Origin of the sequence: Pseudoalteromonas sp. RB2-MNA-CIBAN-0110, assembly GCF_040309305.1 — a bacterium.
Classification (GTDB): domain Bacteria; phylum Pseudomonadota; class Gammaproteobacteria; order Enterobacterales; family Alteromonadaceae; genus Pseudoalteromonas; species Pseudoalteromonas arctica.
The window spans coordinates 1-264 of the sequence record NZ_JBEOOQ010000210.1 but is presented as its reverse complement, the minus strand read 5'-3'; the positions used below and the strand labels follow the sequence as shown (position 1 = coordinate 264).

The following is a 264-nucleotide window of genomic DNA, read 5'->3' as shown; positions in this document are numbered from 1 at the left end:
GCGCAAGATACTGTTGAGCTTGATAACACGGCAGCCATCACTACCAGCATTGATAAAACAGCCGACGGTGTTATTAATGGTAACGGCGAAAGTACAGAGATCGTTGTACGCGGTACGGTTACTGATATTGAAGACGGTCAAATCGTAACTGTGACTATTAACGACGGCGTTAACCCGCCCGTTGAAATACAGGCAACCGTTCAAAACGGTGAATATGTCACCGATCCAATTGATGCAAGCAGCCTAAACGACGGCACATTAACA

1 protein-coding gene is annotated in these 264 nt (G+C 46.2%); it reads left to right on the top strand.

What is annotated here, in order from left to right:
* Positions 1-264, top strand: a 264-nt coding sequence (locus tag AAEY68_RS21205) for a hypothetical protein (RefSeq protein ID WP_350586843.1), incomplete at both ends; no start/stop codon positions are given.